The 18436-nt window shown below is 68.8% G+C and carries 15 protein-coding genes; 5 read left to right on the top strand and 10 right to left on the bottom strand.

Going from position 1 to position 18436, the window contains the following annotated elements:
* Nucleotides 1–43 precede the first annotated feature (43 nt).
* The 8 genes from MEU52_RS02695 to MEU52_RS02660 all read right to left on the bottom strand — a co-directional run bounded on the left by MEU52_RS02695 (nucleotide 44) and on the right by MEU52_RS02660 (nucleotide 7306).
* Complete coding sequence (locus MEU52_RS02695; RefSeq protein WP_238121463.1) at nucleotides 44–853, bottom strand: IclR family transcriptional regulator; 810 nt, start codon at nucleotides 851–853, stop codon at nucleotides 44–46.
* Between the two features lie 97 nt (nucleotides 854–950).
* Nucleotides 951–1703: an enoyl-CoA hydratase-related protein gene (locus MEU52_RS02690; RefSeq protein WP_238121466.1), complete on the bottom strand. Its 753-nt coding sequence runs from the start codon at nucleotides 1701–1703 to the stop codon at nucleotides 951–953.
* Nucleotides 1704–1772: 69 nt separating this feature from the next.
* Entirely contained in the window at nucleotides 1773–2690 is a 918-nt protein-coding gene (locus MEU52_RS02685) for an NAD(P)H-dependent flavin oxidoreductase (protein WP_238122010.1), read from the bottom strand.
* Between the two features lie 68 nt (nucleotides 2691–2758).
* Nucleotides 2759–3469 carry an ABC transporter ATP-binding protein gene (locus MEU52_RS02680; RefSeq protein ID WP_238121467.1) on the bottom strand — a complete coding sequence of 237 codons (711 nt, stop codon included), beginning with the start codon at nucleotides 3467–3469 and terminating at the stop codon, nucleotides 2759–2761.
* Nucleotides 3462–4172 carry an ABC transporter ATP-binding protein gene (locus MEU52_RS02675; RefSeq protein ID WP_238121469.1) on the bottom strand — a complete coding sequence of 237 codons (711 nt, stop codon included), beginning with the start codon at nucleotides 4170–4172 and terminating at the stop codon, nucleotides 3462–3464. Before MEU52_RS02675 ends, MEU52_RS02680 begins: the two co-directional genes overlap by 8 nt.
* Nucleotides 4159–5169 carry a branched-chain amino acid ABC transporter permease gene (locus tag MEU52_RS02670; RefSeq protein ID WP_238121470.1) on the bottom strand — a complete coding sequence of 337 codons (1011 nt, stop codon included), beginning with the start codon at nucleotides 5167–5169 and terminating at the stop codon, nucleotides 4159–4161. Before MEU52_RS02670 ends, MEU52_RS02675 begins: the two co-directional genes overlap by 14 nt.
* A 10-nt stretch (nucleotides 5170–5179) precedes the next feature.
* On the bottom strand, nucleotides 5180–6052 hold the full coding sequence (locus tag MEU52_RS02665) for a branched-chain amino acid ABC transporter permease (RefSeq protein WP_238121473.1): 873 nt from the start codon (nucleotides 6050–6052) through the stop codon (nucleotides 5180–5182).
* Nucleotides 6053–6127: 75 nt separating this feature from the next.
* Nucleotides 6128–7306, bottom strand: a complete 1179-nt coding sequence (locus MEU52_RS02660; protein WP_238121475.1) for an ABC transporter substrate-binding protein — start codon at nucleotides 7304–7306, stop codon at nucleotides 6128–6130.
* A gap of 457 nt (nucleotides 7307–7763) precedes the next feature.
* On the opposite strand from MEU52_RS02660, the gene MEU52_RS02655 reads away from it, so the two are divergent.
* The 5 genes from MEU52_RS02655 to MEU52_RS02635 are packed head-to-tail and all read left to right on the top strand — an operon-like array spanning nucleotide 7764 to nucleotide 15161.
* Nucleotides 7764–9848 carry a 3-hydroxyacyl-CoA dehydrogenase NAD-binding domain-containing protein gene (locus MEU52_RS02655; RefSeq protein WP_238121477.1) on the top strand — a complete coding sequence of 695 codons (2085 nt, stop codon included), beginning with the start codon at nucleotides 7764–7766 and terminating at the stop codon, nucleotides 9846–9848.
* Nucleotides 9848–11587 carry an AMP-binding protein gene (locus MEU52_RS02650; RefSeq protein ID WP_238121479.1) on the top strand — a complete coding sequence of 580 codons (1740 nt, stop codon included), beginning with the start codon at nucleotides 9848–9850 and terminating at the stop codon, nucleotides 11585–11587. Before MEU52_RS02655 ends, MEU52_RS02650 begins: the two co-directional genes overlap by 1 nt.
* A gap of 21 nt (nucleotides 11588–11608) precedes the next feature.
* Nucleotides 11609–12796: an acetyl-CoA C-acyltransferase gene (locus MEU52_RS02645; protein WP_238121481.1), complete on the top strand. Its 1188-nt coding sequence runs from the start codon at nucleotides 11609–11611 to the stop codon at nucleotides 12794–12796.
* 3 nt (nucleotides 12797–12799) lie between these two features.
* Complete coding sequence (locus tag MEU52_RS02640) at nucleotides 12800–13996, top strand: acyl-CoA dehydrogenase family protein (RefSeq protein WP_238121483.1); 1197 nt, start codon at nucleotides 12800–12802, stop codon at nucleotides 13994–13996.
* A gap of 10 nt (nucleotides 13997–14006) precedes the next feature.
* The gene (locus MEU52_RS02635; protein WP_238121484.1) at nucleotides 14007–15161 is read left to right on the top strand and encodes an acyl-CoA dehydrogenase family protein; all 1155 of its coding nucleotides are present in this window, start codon (nucleotides 14007–14009) and stop codon (nucleotides 15159–15161) included.
* A 234-nt stretch (nucleotides 15162–15395) separates the two neighbouring features.
* Here MEU52_RS02635 and MEU52_RS02630 read toward each other — a convergent pair whose 3' ends face one another.
* Together MEU52_RS02630 and MEU52_RS02625 are read right to left on the bottom strand one after the other, a co-directional pair.
* Complete coding sequence (locus MEU52_RS02630; protein WP_238121486.1) at nucleotides 15396–16565, bottom strand: acetyl-CoA acetyltransferase; 1170 nt, start codon at nucleotides 16563–16565, stop codon at nucleotides 15396–15398.
* A gap of 22 nt (nucleotides 16566–16587) precedes the next feature.
* Nucleotides 16588–18393: a TRAP transporter large permease gene (locus MEU52_RS02625; RefSeq protein WP_238122011.1), complete on the bottom strand. Its 1806-nt coding sequence runs from the start codon at nucleotides 18391–18393 to the stop codon at nucleotides 16588–16590.
* Nucleotides 18394–18436: the final 43 nt, after the last annotated feature.

Below are 18436 nucleotides of genomic sequence, written 5' to 3'. Positions count from 1 at the left end.
GCTTCAACGCGCGCTTCACGGGGCGCTTCAGGGGCGGCGGGCTTCAGGCCCCCATTACGCCGTCCAGGCGGCGCACCATCTCGATCAGGCGCGGGCGCACCTCGTCGAGCAGGAACTGGGGGGGAGAGATGACGGTGGGCGCACCGCAATTGATGGCCATGGGCGGCAGGCCACCGCCGGGCCGGAAGCCCACGGCGATGGCGCTGACGCTTTCCTGCCAGTCGCCGAACGAGCAGCACACCCCGAGCCTCGCATAATCGTCCATGGCCTTGTGGAGGCTGTCGCGCACCTGCGGCCAGGCCAACGGATCGAGCATGCGCAGCTCCTCGAACAGCGGCGCCCGTTCCGCCTCGTTCAGCACGGCGATGAACGCGCGGCCGATGGACGAGCGGGCGATGGACATGCGCACGCCCACATCGATATTGAGGGAGATGGCGGCCGGGCCCCGCAGCGATTCCACATAGCGCATGGACAGCCGGTCCCGCACCGCCAGCCCCACGGTGGCGCTGGAGAAATTGGCGAGGTCCCGCATCGCCGGACGGGCGATCTGGCGCACATCGAGGCCGCCCAGGGCCACTGTGCTCAGCGCCACCAATTGGGTGCCGAGCCGATATTTGCCCACCTCCTCCACGAAGTGCAGGTAGCCCATCTTGGTCAGCGTGTAGGTGAGGCGCGACACCGTGGAGCGCGGCAGCTTGCAGCGCTCGGCAATCTCGTGATTGGCCAGGAAGGTCTCGCCGCGCTTGAAGCAGGCAAGCACCTCCAGGCCGCGGGCCAGGGCGGTGATGAAGTGACGGTCGTCCTTGCCGTCGCTGTCGGCCTCGATGTCGGCCGGTGTTTCATTCCGGGTCATGGCGAAAACCTCAGTGTCGCCGCGTGCCGGGGCGTGCCGGGCGGCGCGGGGCCGCTGCTCGGGCTCCATTATCGTGGATTCGGCGCGCTGGCCCCACTCATGGCTGTTTCTTGAAGAACGCCGCGAATGCCGCCTGGGCGGCCGGGCCGCGCCGCAGGGCATGGAAGCTCTCCGCCTCCAGGTGCAGCGCCTGCGTCACCGGGGCGGCCGTCGCTGCCCGCAGCAGGCGCTTGGTGGCGATGAGCGATTCCGCCGGCAGCACCGCCAGGGCGCGCGCTTTCTCCAAGGCGAGATCGAGCGCTCCGCCTTCGGCGGTGACGGCATTGACGATGCCGGCCTCGCGGGCGGTCTCGGCGCCGAACAGCTCGCCCAGCAGCAGCAGCTCGGCTGCCTTCTTGGTGCCCGCCACCCGCGGCAGCAGATAGCTCGAGGCGCCTTCCGGGCACAGGCCGAGATTGACGAACGGCAGCCGGAAGCGGGCGCCGCCACCGGCATAGGCGAGATCGCAATGCAGCAGCATGGTGGTGCCGATGCCCACCGCGAAGCCTTCGACCGCCGCGATGACGGGCTTGGGGAAGGTGGAGAGCACGCCGAGATAGGTGAGCCCGGCGCTGGGCTCGCCAGTGTCCGAGGTGTCCTGGAAATCAGCAAGGTCATTGCCGGCGGTGAAGCAGCCCTGGGCGCCGGTGAGCACTACCGCGCCCACGTCGTCGTCGTCCGCCGCCGCGCTCAGCGCCGCGCCAAGGGCGCCATAGGTCGCGCGATCGAGCGCGTTGCGCCGCTCGGGGCGGGAGATGGTGAGCTGGCGTACGCGCGGGTGCGGATCGCTGATGACGAGGCTCGGGGCCATGGGCGTCTCCTGTGGTTTCCGGCGACGTCTGCCGCGTCGCCTGGAGTTTGGGTGCTGGGGATAAGTGTTTCAGGTCGCGTAGGCTGCGGCCGTGGTGGCAAGGCGCTGGCGGGCCTGCGCATATTCGTCCACCAGGCGGGCGACCATATTCGCCACCGGCGGCGCGTCGGATATGGTGCCCACCCCCTGGCCGGCCCCCCACACGTCGCGCCAGGCCTTCACCCGGCCCGAGCCGAAATTCATGGCGCTCTTGTCCCCATGGGGCAAGGCCTCGGGGTCGAGGCCGGCGGCGACCACCGAGGGCTTCAGGTAGTTCCCCGGAACGCCGGTGAAGAAGGGGGAGTAGAGGATGTCGGAGGCCGCCGAGCCGGCGATCATCTCCTTGTAGGCGGGCACCGCGCGGGATTCGGCGGTGGCGATAAAGCGGGTGCCCATATAAGCGAGGTCGGCCCCCAGCGCCTGGGCCGCCAGGATGCCGTCGCCGGTGGTGATGGCGCCGGCCAGAGCGATGGGGCCGTCATAGAAGCGCCGCACCTCGCTGAGCAGGGCGAACGGGCTGAGGGTGCCGGCATGGCCGCCGGCGCCCGCGCACACCAGGATGAGGCCATCCACCCCCGCTTCCAGCGCCTTTTCCGCATGGCGCACGGTGGTCACGTCATGGAACACCACGCCGCCATAGGAATGGGCCTGGCGCACCACCTCGCCGGGGGCGCGCAGGGAGGTGATGATCAGCGGCACCTCATGGGCGACGCAGGTCTCCATGTCCTGGGCCAGCCGGTCGTTGGAGGCATGGACGATCTGGTTGACCGCGAACGGCGCGATGCGCCGGGTGGGGTCCAGGGCGCGGGCGGCGGCAAGTTCCGTCTTAATGCGCCGGAGCCAGTCGTCGAGCGTCTCCGGGGCGCGGGCGTTGAGGGCGGGAAAGGCGCCGACCACGCCGGCCAGGCACTCGGCGATCACCAGCTCCGGACCGGAGAGGATGAACATGGGCGAGGCGATGACGGGCAGGGACAGGGTGCCGCGCAGCGCCGGCGGCAGGCGGCTTTCCGCGGTGCTCACTGGGCCTGTCCCTCCCGCGCGAAATAGAGGTCGTGGAGGCGGTCGATGTCGACGCCGGCGGCGGGCTCCGACATCACCACCTTGCCCGAGCGCATCAGGTGGAGATCATCGGCCACCGACAAGGCCATGCGGGTGTTCTGCTCGATGAGGATGATGGTGGTGCCCTCACCCTTCAGCTTGCGGATGATGTCGAACACCTCGTTGACGATCACCGGGGCGAGGCCCAGGGAAGGCTCGTCGATGAGCAGGATGCGGGGTTTCGCCATCAGCCCGCGGCCCATGGCCACCATCTGCGCCTCGCCGCCGGAGAGCGAGCCGGCCAGTTGGTGGCGGCGCTCCTTGAGGCGGGGGAAGAAAGTGTACATGCGCTCCAGATTGGTGGCGAGGTCGGCCCGGCAGCGCTCCGGATAGGCGCCCAGATAGAGGTTTTCCTCCACCGACATGTCGCGGAACACCAGCCGGCCTTCCGGGACCATGACGATGCCCTGCGCGGCGAGATCCCAGGTCTTGCCCTTGAGCGGCTGGCCGCCCAGCAGGATCTCGCCCTGATAGGGCAGGAGGCCCGTAAGCGTCCGCAGCAGCGTGGTTTTTCCGGCGCCGTTGGGGCCGACGATGGCGGTCAGCGCACCTTCGCGGAAGGTGAGGTTCACATCCCACAGCACGGTGATGGCGCCATAGCCGGAGGTGAGGTTGCGGGTCTCAAGCATGGGCGGTCCCCGTGTAGCTTTCCATCACCGCCGGATTGGCGAACACCTCGGCCGGTGTGCCGTCGGCGATGAGCTGGCCGAAGTTCAGCACCACGGCGCGGGTGCACAGTTCCGAGATCGTCTCGATGTCGTGCTCGACGATCACGATGGTGAGCCCGAACAGGCGGTGCAACTCCCTGAGCTTCAACATGAATGTGCGCTTGGCGTTGCTCTCCAGGCCGGCCAGCACCTCGTCGAGGAGGAGCAGCTTGGGCTCGGTGGCGAGGGCCTTGGCGATCTCCAGCCGCTTCAGCTCCTGCAGGGCGAGGGCGGAGGCGGCGTCCGCGTCGGCCTTGTGGGAGAGTTCCATCACCGTGAGGATCTCGTCGATCCGCTTGGGGTCGTAGCGCCCGGCGCCAAACACTTGAGCCACCGCGAGATTTTCCCGCACCGAGAGATGGTGCATGGGCTGGGGGATCTGGAAGGTGCGGCCGATGCCCACCCGCGCCCGGCGATGGAGCGGTAGCCGGATGACGTTTTTGCCATCGAAGGTGATCTGGCCCCGGGCCTTCACCAGGCCCGAGATGGAGTTGAACAAGGTGGTCTTGCCGGCGCCATTGGGGCCGACGAGGCCGAGGATCTCGCCCTGAGGGATCTCGAAGGAGACGTCCGAGAGGGCGGTGAGGCCGCCGAAGCGGACGGTGACGGCGTCAAGCTTCAGCATGGTGCTTCTCCGAGCGGGGGAAGAGGCGGGCGACGAGGCCGGAGAGCCCGTTGGGGGCCACCAGCACCATCACCGCCAGCACGATGCCGAGCAGGATCTGGTGCCCCACCGGGATCAGGCTCTTGGCCACCACCTGGTCGAACAGATAGATCACCACCGCCCCGACGATGGGGCCGAGCACGGTGCGGTATCCGCCGAACACCGCGGCGATGATGGGCATGACGCTCCAGATGCCGGAGAAGGCATAATCGGGTTCGAGAAAGCCGATGATGTGGGCATTGAGGGCCCCGAACACGCCGGCGATGAAGGCGGAGAGCAGCAGCATCCAGGTCTTCAGCACGGTGGCGTTCACGCCCACCACCCGGGTGGCGTCCTCGCTCTCGGCGATGGCGCGCAGGGCGGTGCCCACGTGGCTGCGGCGGATGACGACATAGACCAGCGCGAACAGCACCACGCAGGCCAGAACCAGCACATAGCTGCCGGCGCGCTCGGACAGGTCGAGGCCGAACACGGTGGGCAGGCTGGGGAAGCGCTGCAGGCCGGCGGCGCCGCCGGTGAGCCAGTCGAGCTCGGTGGCGAGAATGCGGAAGATCTGCGCGTAGGCGAGGATGGCCAGGGCGAAATAGGGCCCGGACAATCGCAGCGCCGGCAGCATGGCGAGGGAGGAGAGGGTGGCGAACAGCCCGCCGATGGGAATGGCGAGCAGCACCGGCACGTTGAGCCGGGCCGCCAGCAGGGCGGAGGCATAGGCGCCGACGCCGAAGAAGGCGGCGTGGCCGAACGAGACCATGCCGCCGAGATTGCCCAGCAGCGCCCACGACAAGGCAAGGCCGGCGAGGATCAGGGCGGAGATCAGAAGGCCCAGCATGTAGGGGCTGGCGCCCACCATGAGGGGCACTAGCGCGAGCACCAGGAGGCCGGCGCCGAGGGCGATGCCTCGGGCGGTGGAGGAACCGGCTGGGGAACCGGCGGCGGGATGGGATGCAGAGTGGCTCATGGCTCGCCTTTCAGCCGCGGCGGGCGCGCGCGCCGAACAGGCCGTTCGGCATGAAGAACAGAACGAGCAGGAACAGCACCATGCCGGCGAGTTCCTGCAGGGCGGAGCTGGCGAACGTGACGGTGAGCGCCTCGGTGAGGCCCAGCAGCACCGCGCCCAGGAACACCCCGGGGATGGAGCCGACGCCGGCCAGCACGGTGATGATGAAGGCCTTCACGGTGAGCGCATGGCCGGTGGCCGGCTGCACCACGCTCATGGTGTAGAGGGCGATGCCGGCGAACGATGCGAGGGCGCCGGCCACCAGGAACGACACGGTTTCGATGCGGGTGGGGTTGATGCCCATGAGCTGGGCGGCGCCGCGATTGGACGACACCGCGCGCACCGCGCGCCCGTACCAGCTGGACTTGAGCCACCACCACAGCACGCCCATGAGCACCAGCGCCAGGACGAAGGCGATCAGCTCGCCGCGCATGGCGTAGACGTCGCCGAACGACACCGCATCCTGCAGGAAGGCGGAGCTGGTGGTGCGCACATCGCTGGCGAACAGCAGCAGGATGGCATTGGTGAGAATGATGCCAATGGCGAAGGTGAGGATGAGGGAGTTGAGCTCCCGGTGGTCCTTGATGCGGTCCACCAGCAGGAACAGGATCCAGCTCGCCACGCCGACCACGATCAGGGCCAGGGGAATGGCGAAATAGGGGTCGAGCCCGGTGCGGGATTCCACCAGATAGGCCATGTAGGCGGCCAGCAGCACCAGTTCGCCATGGGCCAGGTTGATAATGCGCATAGCGCCGAAGGCGAGGGCGAGGCCGAGCGCCACCAGCGCATAGACGCCGCCGATCAGCACGCCGGAAAACAGCGCCTGCAGAACGAGTTCGGTCATGTCACCTCGACGGGAGCACAAGCTGTCGGGGAAGGGGGCGGGGCCGCGGGCACGGATGGGCCCGCGGCAGGGACGTCACCAGGGCAGGCCCGGGTAGACGATCTCGCCGGTGGCGGCGGACTTGGGCGACACCAGCACGATCTTGCCGTCGCGGTGCTGGCCCATGGAGAGGGAGAAGTTGGGGTTGTCGCCGGTCTGGTCGAACTGGATGCGGCCGAGCAGGCTGTCGCGGTCGGTCTTGCGCATCTCGTCCGACAGGCCGCCGCTTTCGAGGGTGCCGGCCTCGGCGGCGCGGAAGATGCCGTCGCACAGCACCATGGTTTCCACGAAGCTCAAGGTGGAGAGATACTCGATGTCCTTCTTGTACATCTCCTTGTAGAGCTTTGCGAAGGTCTGGCCTTCCTCGCTCTTCACCTCGACCGGGAACGGCAGGAACGAGGTGCCCACCACATTGCCCATGAGGTCGGGGAATTCGGTGTACATCTTGGGGGTCGCCAGCGACCAGGTGCCGACGATCAGCTTCACGTTGGGCTTCAGCACCTTGGCGGCGCGGATGATGCCCACATAGTCGTTCTCATAGGCCGACATCATGATGATGTCCGGCTTATCCTGCAGCTTGATCTTGTTGATGATCGGCTTGAAATCGGTGATGGCGGGATCGAACTTGTGCACCGTCACCTTGATGCCGGCCGCCGTGAGGTCCTTGTCGAGGCCTGCCGCCAGCAGCGCCGGCGCCTCCTTGGTGGAGGCGATGATGGACACCGACTTCGGCTTCAGATCGGTGAGAAGCGTGGCAATGCCCCGTTCGTAACCGGCATTGTTGTTGATGCGGAAGAAGGTCTTCAGCCCGCGGGCGGTAAGCTCGTCGCTGACCGCGCCGGCGGTGATGTAGGTCTTGCCCAGCTTGTCGGATGCATCGGAGGCGGGGCCGACGATGTTGGAGCCGTAGCCGCCGATGATGGCGACGGCGCCGCTCGAGGCCAGCTTCTCGACCGCGGAAACCGCCTTCGCCGGCGTGCTCTCGTCGTCGATGACCTCGACCTTCACCTTGTACTTGGGGGAGATGGCATTGCACATCTTCACCGCCACCTGCATGCCCTCGTCGAAGGCCTGCCCGGAGCGCGCCAGCGTGCCGGTGAGCGGCATGTGGGCCCCGATGGTGAAGGTTTTCGGGGCGTCCTCGGCGTGGGCGCCGGCGCTGCCCGCCGCCAGGGCGAGAGCGAACGTCGCGGACGCGAGTGTCTTGCGGACCATGAATTTCCTCCCAGAGCGTGTCCGACGCCGGGAGCCGGTGCCGTCCGGGGTTCCGGTGGCGGCCGCCTCCCTTGCTGCAGTGGAAGGCGAACGCGCACGGCCGGGGGCCGAGGTGTCCGCCTCCTGCGGTGATCCGGCGATGGGATGAGGGCCGGTGGCGATGCACCGGGTGACGGACCAAGCCGCCACTGAAGTTCCTCCCGATCGCGCAGGTGTCTCCCGCGTTCTGTTTGCCCCGGCTTTGGCGTGCCGCGGTGCCCGAGATGCATGGCATGGTCACACCGGCGGTGTCAATTCTGCAGATTAGAATTCTGCAGGTCGGAACATTTTTATATCATATCGTACTATGGCACCATCTTGTGCCCGTCTGTGGCCTTGACAAGTCTGGGTTCGGCGGGGCACGTCTTTGAAAACTGCAGATCATAATTCCGCAATGCAGAATTCATGGGGAGGGAAGATGGCTTCGGTCCATACTGCGATCACCGACGGCGTTGCCGTGCTCACCATCGTCAATCCGCCCGTCAATGCGCTGGGCGTCGCCGTTCGTTCCGGCCTGGTCGAGGCGGTGGCCGCGGCCGTCGCCGATTCCGCCGTGCGCGCGCTGGTGCTGGCGGCGGAGGGCAAGGTGTTTGTGGCCGGTGCCGACATCTCCGAATTCGGCAAGCCGCCGCTGCCGCCGTCGCTGCCCGAGGTGGTGGCGGTGATCGAGGATTGCGCCAAGCCGGTGGTGGCCGCCCTCAATGGCGCGGCCTTGGGCGGTGGCCTGGAGCTGGCTCTCGCCTGTCATGGGCGGGTGGCGGCGCCCGGCGCCAAGCTGGGCCTGCCCGAGATCAAGCTGGGGCTCATCCCCGGCGCCGGCGGCACCCAGCGCCTGCCCCGCATCATCGGCGCGGGGCCGGCCTTTGCCCTCATGTCCTCCGGGGATCCGGTGGACGCGCGCAAGGCCCTGGCCCTCGGCATGGTCGACGAGATCGCCGAAGGTGATCTTCTGGCCGCCGCCATCGCGTTGGCGGTGCGCCTCGCGGCGGCCGGCGGCTGGACCAAGACCCGTGCGCGGGCCGACAAGTTCAGCCCCGAGGATCGGGCCGCCTTCGAGGCGGCGGCCGCCGCCGCCCTGAAGCGCGCCGGCCGGGTGCCCAATGTGCCGGCCCTCATCGACGCGGTGCGGGCTTGTCTCGATCAGCCGTTCACTGAGGCGCTCGCCGTGGAGCGGGCCCGCTTTTCCGCTCTGGTCAATGATCCGAGCGCCCGGGCCCTGCGCCATATCTTCTTCGCCGAGCGCGAGGCGGCGCGCATTCCCGGCATCGGCAAGGAGGTGAAGGCGCGGCCCATCGCCAAGGCGGCGGTGATCGGCGCCGGCACCATGGGCGGCGGCATCGCCATGTGCTTCGCCCAGGCCGGCATTCCGGTCACCCTGATCGAGGTGAAGCCGGAGGCGCTGGAGGTCGGCATGGCCCGCATCCGCGCCAATTACGAAACCTCGGTGAAGCGCGGGTCCCTCACGGCGGAGGCCATGGCCGAGCGCCTGTCGCGCATCCTGCCGGCGGTGGGGCTCGAGGCTGCCGCCGATGCCGACATCGTGGTGGAAGCCGTGTTCGAGGACATGGGGGTCAAGGCCGAGATCTTCGGCGCCCTCGACAGGCTGACGAAGCCCGGCACCATCCTCGCTACCAACACCTCTTATCTGGACGTGGACGCCATCGCCGCCACCACCGGGCGGCCACAGGATGTGGTGGGGCTGCATTTTTTCAGCCCGGCCAATGTGATGCGTCTGCTGGAAGTGGTGCGCGGGGCGCAGACTGCGCCTGACGTTCTGGTGACCGCCATGGGGCTCGGCCGCACCCTCGGCAAGCTGCCGGTGGTGGTGGGCGTGTGCTACGGCTTCGTCGGCAACCGCATGCTGGCCAAGCGCACCGAGGCGGCCGAGCGCCTGCTGCTGGCCGGCGCGCTGCCCCATGAGGTGGATGCGGCGGTGACCGATTTCGGCTTCCGCATGGGGCCGTTCGCCATGGCGGACCTGGCCGGCCTCGACATCGGCTGGCGCGCCCGCAAGGCGGCCGGAGACAAGGCGGTGAACGCGCCGGTGGCCGATGCCCTGGCCGAGCAGGGCCGATTCGGCCAGAAGACCGGCCGCGGCTTCTATCTCTACCCGGACGGCGCGCGCGCCGGCGCGCGGGACCCGGAGACCGAGGCGCTCATCGGCGCCCTGGCGGCGGCGCGCGGCATCGCCCGGCGCAGCTTCACGCCCGACGAAATCCTCGCCCGGCTGTTCTATCCCATGGTCAACGAGGGGGCGAAGATCCTGGAAGAGGGGATCGCCGCCCGCTCCGGCGACATCGATATCATCTGGGTCAACGGCTACAACTGGCCGGCCTTCACCGGCGGCCCCATGCAATGGGCCGAGGAGGTGGGGCTGGCGACCATCGTTGCCGGGCTGGAGCGCTTCGCGGCCGAGACCGGCGACGCGAGCCTCGCCCCCTGCGCCCTGCTGCGCCAGCTCGCCGCCGGCGCCGGCTCCTTCGCCGCCCGGGATGCGGCGTGATGGCCGGTGAAGGGGCGAAGGCCCCCGGAACACCCGGCGCCGGGGCGGAGGCGATGCCCTGGCAGGCGCATTTCCCGGACGTCTGCGACTGGGCGGCGCCGCTCGACATCACCACCCTGCCGGAGCTGCTGGCGGCCGGCGTTGCCGCCGGGGCCGACAAGCCGGCCCTGGATTTCCGCGGCGCCAAGATCACCTATGGCGCCCTGGCCCGGGAGGTGGAGCGCCTCGCCAGCGGCTTTGCCGCCGAGGGCGTGGGGCTCGGGGACAATGTGGCCCTGCTGCTGCCGAACACGCCCTATCACCCGCTCGCCTTCTTCGCCTTGACCCGGCTGGGCGCCAGGGTGGTGCACATCTCGGCGCTCGATGCGCGCCGGGAGATCGTCCACAAACTGAAGGTCACCGGCGCGCGGCGGCTCATCACCACCAATCTGCCCGGCTTCCTGCCGCACGCGCTGGAGATGCTGGCCGAAGGCGTCGTCGACACGGTGCTGGTGGGGGACGACGCCCGCTTCGGCGCCGGCGAGGTGCCCGCTCTGCCCATGCCCGACCAGCCCGGCGTCCGCGACCTTGGCGCCGTGCCGCGGGATGCGCCGCTGACCGCGCCCCTGCCGGCGGTGGACGACATCGCCGTGCTGCAATTCACCGGCGGCACCACCGGACTGCCCAAGGCGGCCATGCTGAGCCACGGCAACCTCACCGCCGCCGTCGCCATGTACCGGCTGTGGCGCGATGGTGGGCGGCCGCTGGTGGCAGGCCAGGAGCGCATCATCGCGGTGCTGCCCCTGTTCCACATCTACGCCCTCACCACCGTGCTGCTGCGCCACCTGCGCGACGGCAACGAGATCCTGCTGCGCCAGCGGTTCGACGTGGAGACGCTGATCCACGACGTGAGCGCGCTGAAGGCCAGCCAGTTCTCCGGCGTGCCCACCATGTGGGTGGCGCTTTTGAACCGGCCGGGGGTGGAGGCGGTGGATTTCTCGTCGCTGAAATCCTGCGTCTCCGGCGGCGCGCCGCTGCCGTTCGAGGTGCAGGCGCGCATCGAACGGCTCGTCGGCCTCCAGCTCAACAATGGCTGGGGCATGACCGAGACGGCGCCGGCGGGCTCGCGGGTGCCGGAGCGGGTGCCGCGCCGGCCCGGCCTCATCGGCGTGCCGCTGCCGGGCCTCGCCCTGCGCATCGTCGCCATGGATGACCCCGCCCGCACCCTGCCGGTGGGCGAGGTGGGCGAGATCGCCATCCGTGGCCCCAACGTGTTCAAGGGCTATCTCGACGATCCGGCGGGCACCGCCGGCGCCTTCCACGACGGCTGGTTCCTCACCGGCGACATGGGGCGCATGGACGAGGAAGGTCTGTTCGAGATCGTCGACCGGCGCAAGAACATGATCATCTCGTCCGGCTTCAACGTCTATCCGGCGGCGGTGGAGAACGCCATCTACGAGCACCCGGCGGTGGAGGAAGTCATCGTCATCGGCGTGCCGGATGCCTATCGCGGCCAGTCCGCCAAGGCCTATGTGAAGCTGAAGGCGGGGGCGGCGCCCTTCACGCTGGACGAGCTCACCACCTTCCTGGCCGATCGCCTGGGCCGGCACGAGATGCCGCGGGCCCTCGAATTCCGCGAGGCGCTGCCGCGCAGCCCGGTGGGCAAGCTCCTGCCCAAGGTGCTGATGGCGGAAGTCGCCGCCGACGTCGAGGCCGCGGCCGCCGCCGCCATCGCCCGCACCACTCCCGAAACACACTGAAATCAAGACGAGGAAGCGTTCATGGTCGATGCCGTCATCGTCTCCACCGCGCGCACGCCCATCGGCAAGGCGCAGCGGGGAGCCCTCAACATCACCAAGGGGGCGGACATGGCCGCCCACGCCATCCGCCATGCCCTGGCCCGCGGCGCGGTGGATCCGGCCAGCGTGGAAGAAGTGGTCATGGGCTGCGGCTATCCGGAAGGGGCCACCGGCGGCAACGTCGCCCGCCACGGGGCGCTGGTGGCCGGCATTCCGGTGACCGCCACCGGCGTCACCGTGAGCCGCTTCTGCGCCTCGGGCCTGGAGGCCATCGCCCACGCCGCCAAGCGCATCGTCATGGATGGCGTGCCGGTGGCCGTGGCGGGGGGCGTCGAATCCATCTCGCTGGTGCAGCCGGTCAATCGCGAGCTCTATCGCAACGACTGGCTTTCCGCCCACAAGCCCGACGTCTACGTCTCCATGATCGAGACCGGCGACACGGTGGCCAAGCGCTATGGCGTCACCCGCGCGGCGCAGGATGAATTCTCCTTCGCCAGCCAGCAGCGCACCGCCGCCGCCCAGGCGTCTGGCGTGTTCGACAATGAGATCGTTCCGATCACCGTCGAGAAGGAGCTGACCAACAAGGACACCGGCGAGACCCGCCGCGAAACGGTGACCCTCGCCAAGGACGAGGGCAACCGGCCCGAGACCACCCTGGAGGGCCTTTCCAAGCTGAAGCCGGTGCGCGGCGAGGGCGAATTCGTGACCGCCGGCAATGCCTCCCAGCTCTCCGATGGCGCCTCCGCCTCGGTGCTCATGTCCTCCACCGAGGCGGCGCGCATCGGCGCGCCGGTGCTCGGCATCTTCCGCGGCTATGCCACCGCCGGCTGCGAGCCGGACGAGATGGGCATCGGCCCGGTGCACGCGGTGCCGCGGCTGCTGGCGCGCCAGGGCCTCAAGGTCTCCGACATCGGCCTGTGGGAGCTGAACGAGGCGTTCGCCTCCCAGTCGGTCTATTGCCGCGACACGCTGGGCATCGATCCTGAGATCTGCAACGTCAACGGCGGCGCCATCTCGGTGGGCCATCCGTTCGGCATGAGCGGGGCGCGCCTGGTGGGCCATGCGGTGCTGGAAGGCCGGCGGCGCGGCGTGCGCTATGCGGTGGTCACCATGTGCATCGCCGGCGGCATGGGGGCCGCGGGCCTCATCGAAATCAACCCGGAGGCCTGAGCCATGGATCTGCGCTTCACCCCCGAAGAGGTGGCCTTCCGCGAGGAGGTGCGCACCTTCTTCCGCACCGAAATTCCCGCCGAGATCCGCGCCAAGGTCTCCGAGGGCCGCAAGATGGCGCGGGAAGACTATGTGTCCTCCCAGCGCATTCTGAACGACAAGGGCTGGGCCGTGCCCCACTGGCCGGTGGAACATGGCGGCCAGAACTGGAGCGCCGTTGAGCGCTACATCTTCATGGAAGAGCTGATGCAGGCGGCGGTGCCGCTGCCGCTGCAGTTCAACTGCCACATGGTGGGCCCGGTGATCGCCACCTTTGGTAACGAGGCGCAGAAGGCGCGCTTCCTGCCGCGCATCAAGAGCCTCGAGGACTGGTGGTGCCAGGGCTTCTCCGAGCCCGGCGCCGGTTCCGACCTCGCCTCCCTCAAGACCCGCGCGGTGCGCGAGGGCGACCATTACATCATCGACGGGCAGAAGACCTGGACCACGCTTGGCCAGTATGCCGACTGGATGTTCTGCCTCGCCCGCACCGATCCCGCCGCCAAGAAGCAGGCGGGCATCTCCTTCATCCTCATCGACATGAAGAGCCCGGGCGTCACCGTGCGCCCCATCATCACCATCGACGGCCGGCACGAGGTGAACGAGGTGTTCCTCGATAGCGTGAAGGTGCCGGTGGAGAACCTTGTCGGCGAGGAGAATAAGGGCTGGGACTATGCCAAGTTCCTGCTCGCCAACGAGCGCACCGGCATCGCCCGCATCGGCATGTCCAAGGAGCGCATCGCCCGCATCAAGCGGCTTGCCAAGTCGGCCCCCGCCGGGGCCGGCACCATGTGGGACGATCTCGACTTCCGCTCCCGTCTCGCCTCCGTCGAGATCGAGCTGAAGGCGCTGGAGATCACCCAGATGCGGGTGGTGGCGGCGCAGGCGACGCGCGATCCCACCAAGCCCGATCCGGCCTCCTCCATCCTGAAGATCAAGGGCTCGGAACTGCAGCAGGCGACGACCGAGCTGCTGCTGGAGCTGGCTGGGCCGCAGGCGCTGGCCTCCGGTCGCGCGGAGGCCGGCCACAATGACGCCGAGGCGCTGTTCGCCTGGGCCGATACCGCCGCGCCGGTCTATTTCAACACCCGCAAGGTGTCCATCTATGGCGGGTCCAACGAGATCCAGCACAATGTGATCGCCAAGGCGATCCTCGGCCTGTGAGGAGAAACTGATGGATTTCGATCTCACGGACGAGCAGTCCCTGCTCAAGGATACCGCCCAGCGCTGGGCTGCCGACACCTACGCGGGCATCGAGGCGTTGGACGCCGCCCGCGCCGAGCCCCTGGGCTTTGCGGAAGCGAAATGGGCGGAGCTGGCGGAGCTCGGCCTGCTCGGCCTGCCGTTCGCGGAGGCCGATGGCGGCTTCGGCGGCGGACCGGTGGAGACCCTGGTGGTGATGGAGGCGCTGGGCCGGGCGCTGGCGCCGGAGCCCTACCTCGCCAGCGTCATCCTCGGTGGCGGCGCGGTGCGGCTTGCCGGCACCGAGGCCCAGCGCGCGGCGCTGTTGCCGGGGCTGATCGACGGTTCGGCCCGCCTCGCCTTCGCCCATTCCGAATTGCAGGCCCGCTACGATCTCAATGACGTGGCCACCACCGCCCGGGCGGTGGACGGCGGCTTCCGCCTCGATGGCCGCAAGAGCGTGGTGCTGAATGCCGATGCGGCGAAGACCCTGGTGGTCAGCGCCCGCACCGCCGGCGCCCGCCGCGACGCCGCCGGCATCACCCTGTTCGTGGTGCCCTTGGATGCGGCGGGCGTCTCGCTCACCGCTTATCCCACCCAGGATGGCGGGCGCGCGGCGGATGTGGTGCTGGCCGACGTGTTCGTGCCCGCCGATGCCGTGCTCGGCGCCGTGGATGGCGGCCTGCCGGTGGTGGAGCGGGTGGTGGAAGGCGCCATTGCCGCGGTCTGTGCCGAGGCGGTGGGCCTGATGGAGGCGCTCACCGATCTCACGGTGGAGTATCTCAAGACCCGCAAGCAGTTCGGAGTGGCCATCGGCGCCTTCCAGTCGCTCCAGCACAAGGCGGTGGACATGTTCGTCGCCCTGGAACAGGCCCGCTCCATGGCGCTCTACGGGGGCATGATGGTGGCGGCCGAGGACGCGGACGAGCGTCGCGTGGCGCTCTCCGCCGCCAAGGTGCAGATCAACCGCTCGGCGCGCTTTGTCGGGCAAACCGCGGTGCAGCTGCACGGCGGCATCGGCATGACCATGGAATATATCGGCGCCCATTACTTCCGGCGCCTCGCCATGATTGAGCTGATGTTCGGCGACACCCCATATCACCAGCGCCGGGTCACCGACGCCGGAGGCCTGGTGGCGGCCGCCTGAGTGGCTGCAGGGCGCGGGGGCGAGGCCCCTGTCCCCTCAGATTAACGGCCCCGATGTTTCATCGGGGCCGTTTTGCTTTGATGACCCCGGGGCTCGGCGGCGAGGTCTGACCGGAGCGGCTTCCGGCTCCATGCGCATGTGTCGCGATCGCCCCTGTCGACGTCCCTCGCTCTTGGAGCGGGGACGGCGCCAGGGTTTTCGCTCCAAGCGGTGCCGGCTATCGGCGGGCGGGGCTCACTTCAGCCGTTCCAGGATCGACACGTAATTGGCCACCGCCGCGCCGCCCATGTTGAAGATACCCACCGTGTCGGCATCCTTGATCTGCATGTCGCCGGCTTCGCCCAGAAGCTGCATGGCGCCCAGCACATGCATGGACACGCCGGTGGCGCCGATGGGGTGGCCCTTGGCCTTCAGCCCGCCGGAGGGATTCACCGGCAGCTTGCCATCCTTCTGGGTCCAGCCTTCGCGGATGGCCTTGTAGCCTTCGCCCGGCGCGGTGAGGCCCATGGCTTCGTATTCGATCAATTCGGCAATGGTGAAGCAGTCGTGGGTTTCCACCAGGCTCAGGTCGTCGAGGGTCATCTCGGCGTCGGCCAGGGCCTTGGCCCAGGCCCGGCGGGCACCGTCGAAGGCGATGGGATCGCGCCGCGACATGGGCATGATGTCGTTGGCCTGGGCGCGGGCGCGGAACGCCACCGCGCGGGCCATGGTGCGGGCGGTTTCCTCATCGGCGATGACGAGGGCGGCGGCGCCGTCGGACACCAGCGAGCAGTCGGTGCGGCGCAGCGGCCCGGCCACCAGGGGGTTCTTCTCCGACACCGTGTTGCAGAACTCGAAGCCGAGATCCTTGCGGAATTGGGCGAACGGGTTGGCCATGCCGTTTCTGTGGTTCTTGGCGGCGATGTGGGCGATCTCCGCCGAGCGGTCGCCATAGCGCTGGAAGTAGTTCTCGGTGATGCGGCCGAATACCCCGGCAAAGCCGCCGGCGATATCCGCCTCTTCCTTGCGATAGGAGGCGTTGAGCAGGATGTCGCCCACCTCCGCATTGGGCTTGGCGGTCATCTTCTCCGCGCCCACCACCAAAGCGATGCGGCCGCGCCCGCTTTCGATGAAATCGAGGGCGCCATTGATGGCGGCCGATCCGGTGGCGCAGGCATTCTCGAACCGCACCGCCGGCACCGGGCCGAGCTCGGGCACGGACAGGGCCGGCATGGCGCCCTGGAAATCCTGCTTCTGGAAGCCGGCGTTGAACACGCCGACGAAGATGCCATCCACCTGATCGGGGGTGATGCCGGCATGCTCCAAAGCGGCGCCGGTGACGCGGCCCATGAGGGCCTCGGTGTCGGGATCCTCCAGCTTGCCGAAGGGGGAATGGGCAAAGCCCACGATGGCGGCGCGCGTCATGGCATGTCTCTCATGTTGGGGATCACAGGAAGCCGATGGAGAACCAGGGCACGGCGGCGACCACCACCAGGCCCAGGAACAGAGCGACGAGATAGGCGAGGATGGGGCGCATGCCGGCCACCGGGTCCACCCGGCCAATGGCGCAGGCGGCGTAATAGCCAACCCCGAATGGCGGGGCGAACAGGCCGATGCCCATGGCGAGGATCACCACCATGGCATAATGCACCTCGTGGATGCCCACCGCCCGGGCGATGGGGAACAAGAGCGGCCCGAACAGCACGATGGCGGGAATGCCCTCCAGCAGCGAGCCGAGCACGATGAAGGCCAGCACCGACACCGCCATGAAGGTGATGGCGCCGCCCGGCAAATGGGTCATGGTGTCGGCCAGCGCCCGCGAGAAGCCCGATTGGGTGAGCCCCCAGGCCATGGCGGTGGCGGTGCCGATGATGAGCAAGATGGCGCCCGACAGGGAGGCGGTCTCCACCAGCATGGGCACAAGCCGCCGCCACGCGAACCGGCGATAGACGAAGAGGCCCACCAGCACCGAATAGGCGATGCCGATGGTGGAGACCTCGGTGGCGGTGGCCACCCCCTCGATCACCGCCGCGCGGATCACGAACGGCAGCGCCAGCGCCGGCACGGAGATGACGAAGGCCCGGCCGATTTCGCCCCAGGCCGCCTTCTTCACATGGCTCAGATCCTCGTGCCGGTAGCGCGACCACACCACCAGGCACAGGGTCACCGCCAGCACCAGGCCGGGCAGCAGGCCGCCGGTGAACAGAGCGGCGATGGAGACGCCGGTGACCGAGCCGATGGTGATGAGCACGATGGAGGGGGGAATGGTCTCGGTCTGGGCGCCGGTGGCCGAGAGCAGGGCCACCAGGTCGCCCTCCTTGGCGCCGCGCGCCTTCATTTCCGGGAACAGCACCGGGGCCACCGCCGCCATGTCCGCCGCCTTGGCGCCGGAGATGCCGGAGACCAGATACATGGCCCCCACCAGCACATAATGCAGGCCGCCGCGCACATGGCCCAGCAGGCTGGCGAGAAAGGCCACCATGGCCTTGGCCATGCCGGTCATCTCGATGAGCTGGCCGAGGAACACGAACAGCGGCACCGCCAGCAGAATGAGGTGGCTCATGCCCTCGTCCATACGGCCCACCAGGGTCAGCATGGGGGTGCGGGTGGTGAGCGCCAGATAGCCGAAGGTGGCCAGGCCGAAAGAGAAGGCGATGGGCACCCCGGCGAGCACGCACACCGCCACCACGCCGACGAAGAAGATGAGGAGGTTGTAGTTGCCAAGCCCTTTCAGGCTCGGCCCCAGCAGCCAGAAGCCGGCGATGATGGCACAGGTGACGAGCAGCGCCTGCGCCACCAGCAGCGGCCGGCCCAGCTTCACGAGCTTGAGCACCGCGAACGCCACCATCAGCGCGAGGCCGGTGGCGAGGGCGCTGGCCCGCCAGGAATTCTCAAGGTCCAGGGCCGGGGTGCGGATGAAGGCTTCCTCCTCCGCATAGTCCAGCGCATGGGGCAGCACCATGAGGCAGAAGGCGAAGGCGAAGGTGATCGCGCACACCTCCAGCAGGGCGCGGCCCTGCGGTCCCACCATGCCGGCGACGATGTTCATGCGCATGTGCTCGCCGCGGCGGAACGCCACCGCCGCGCCCAGCATGGCGAGCCACAGGAACAGGATGGAGGCGAGCTCGTCGGACCAGATCAGCGGGCTGTGCCAGACGTAGCGGGACAGCACGCCGGCGAACAGGATGACGATCTCCGCCGCCACCAGCAGCGCCACCGGGATCTCCACCATGCGGCCGAGCACGGTCTCCATGCGGCCGGCGAGGCGCGTCAGGGCCGTCGGCGGGCCCTGCCAG

This window comes from Xanthobacter sp. NM-25 (assembly GCF_022138605.1).
Taxonomy (GTDB): Bacteria; Pseudomonadota; Alphaproteobacteria; order Rhizobiales; family Xanthobacteraceae; genus Xanthobacter.
This window is presented reverse-complemented; position numbering and strand designations above follow the sequence as displayed.